This window comes from Marinifaba aquimaris (genome assembly GCF_013328345.1).
Lineage (GTDB): Bacteria > Pseudomonadota > Gammaproteobacteria > Enterobacterales > Alteromonadaceae > Marinifaba > Marinifaba aquimaris.
Map to the genome: position 1 here is coordinate 1 of NZ_JABULX010000063.1, position 2,234 is coordinate 2,234.

Annotated in this window: 2 protein-coding genes; one reads left to right on the forward strand and one right to left on the reverse strand. The window is 43.3% G+C overall.

Annotated elements, in window-relative coordinates; translation table 11 throughout:
- Positions 1-179 (forward strand): signal peptidase I (gene lepB / locus HR060_RS19025; protein WP_174201849.1); only part of this gene is annotated, 179 nt, incomplete at its 5' end.
- A gap of 54 nt (positions 180-233) precedes the next feature.
- Here the strand turns inward: lepB and HR060_RS19235 are convergent.
- Positions 234-2,234, reverse strand: a 2,001-nt coding sequence (locus tag HR060_RS19235; protein WP_217434982.1) for a thrombospondin type 3 repeat-containing protein, incomplete at its 5' end; no start/stop codon positions are given.

The following is a 2,234-nucleotide window of genomic DNA, read 5'->3' on the forward strand; positions in this document are numbered from 1 at the left end:
CAGCCAACCATTATTTAGTGCTAGGTGACAACAGAGATAATAGCGCTGACTCGAGAATGATAGGCTTTGTGCCAAGAGCCGAAATTGTCGGACGCAGTCAAAGTGTGGTTTTTTCTCTTGATTATGAGAACTATTTTTTGCCTAGAACAGACCGATTTTTACAGCCTTTAGATGGCTAAATCCCACTGAATAAAAAAGCCCTGATCAATCAGGGCTTTTATTATTGGGCATCATTATTTGTATTGTAAGGTTACTCGGCGCAGATAGGCGAATATCAGTAGCATTATGATAACAACCCCTTGAGTATGGCCTCCGCCACCACTCGAACCTGTGCTTGGTTTAGTGTTTGATTTGGCAACAGGTTGTGCTTCTGTTTCTGTCTCGGTTTCACTGACAGTAACCGTTTCGGTCTCTACTTCCGTTTCAGTCACTTCCACTTCTGTTTCCGTTTGCGTTTCAACAGCTGTTTCCGTTTCAATAGCGGTTTCGGTGTCCGTTTCAGTAGCTGTTTCAGTGTCCGTTTCAGTTGATGTATCGCTCTGTGTCACACTATCAGTTTCAGTTTCAGTTTCAGTTACTTCTACTTCAACCGCAATCACACCTGGATCGACAATCACCCCATTTGCTTGACCATCTGCATCATTTGGACCGCCATCTAAAATAGCAATACGAATACAGGCATGGCCTTGTGTTAAACCAGCAGTGTAAGCGGCAGCATCAGCATCTGGACATTGCTCATCTGCATCTAAAGGTGCTGATGCAAGTTGGTTGTCACTATCTTGTGCAAATGTTTGCCAACCCGTGGCTAACGTATATTTCTTGTAGACTGCGTCGGCAGGTAATGTCACCCCATCTGGCAGTGGTAAAACAATTTCGACGACTTGCCCAGCATTACTTAATCCTGTGACTTCAAAGTCGATAATCTCTGAAACAGGTTCAAACTCCACTACCGAGTTGTCTGCTTGCTGGCCAGAGGTATCAGCAAATTGACTGAGCTCTTCTACCGATAAACTAGCATCTTTCGCTAAACCTGATTTCGCTCGAATACTGGTTTTACCTAAGCTAAGTTGTAGACCTGGTTTAACTTTTAATGGACGAGATACATTATCAGAAATAGGTAAATAGGCCGGGTTAGGCTGATTATCTAAATGGTCTAAAATGCCGTCATTATCTGAGTCTTGTAGGCCTTCGTCTTTATCTGAAATACCATCGTTATCTGAATCGATATCTTCTACTAATACGATAGGGGCAGTGACAACAATCACGGTTTGATAACTCACTGTTTCTGCATCTTGCTCAGTGACTTCAAATGTCAGGTTGTAACTACCCGGGGTTAATGTTGCTAGGTCAACCTGATAAGTCAGCTCATTATCATCGTCATTTAAGTCGTTGATGTTGGCATCATCTGAAAACCAAGTGTATTGGTAACTATCTGAAGGTGTATGGTCGTTAACTGACGCTGTTACTGTCAATTGCCCCGTGGCTTTATCGCCCTCAGTTGATTGACGTAAGTTAACCACTGGTAATGTGTTATCAGCCACAACTTCAATGGTTAGCGCACTTTGCTTACCAATGACAGCGTTATTGGCGCTTGTTAAACGAATTGTTAACGTATTACCTGCAATCGCGGTATCAGCTATGGTCAAGGAGGTACTACCCTTGACTCCTTGGTTTAATGATACCGAGGTTGCTAAATCAAAGTTTGAAGCCGCCAAACTACCCGACGTAGATAACTGGGCATTGACTGGGTATTGCCCCGCATAACCTGACAGCAATACTGGTAATTTAATGGTAGAGCCTGCTTTGACTTGCAGATTTTGCCCGAGATTAATAATCGGGTTGATAATCAATTGGTTCTGCTTGGATGTTGAGTTACCTGCTTCATCTTGTGCTAACCAAGTGATTAAATGCTTACCAGAAGGCAATTTACCCAATGGTGTAGTCAAGGTTGGAACGATATTGTCATCAACATTATCCGTGACAAACTCTTCAGGTAAATCACTGCGTTTAACTAACGTTTTTAAACCGGTTGCATCAATACGCGTAACTATCGATTCAGATACAAACTCAGGTGCTTGTGTATCGACGACCTCAGTTTCCGTTTCTGTCACGGTTTCAGTCTCGGTAAGTGTATCCGTTACGGTTTCTGTATCCGTTGCTGTTTCTGTTTCCGGGTCGGTAGCTGGCGGTAATGGACCAAATATAGGAGGTAACGGCCTTGGTCTTGGCGCAGG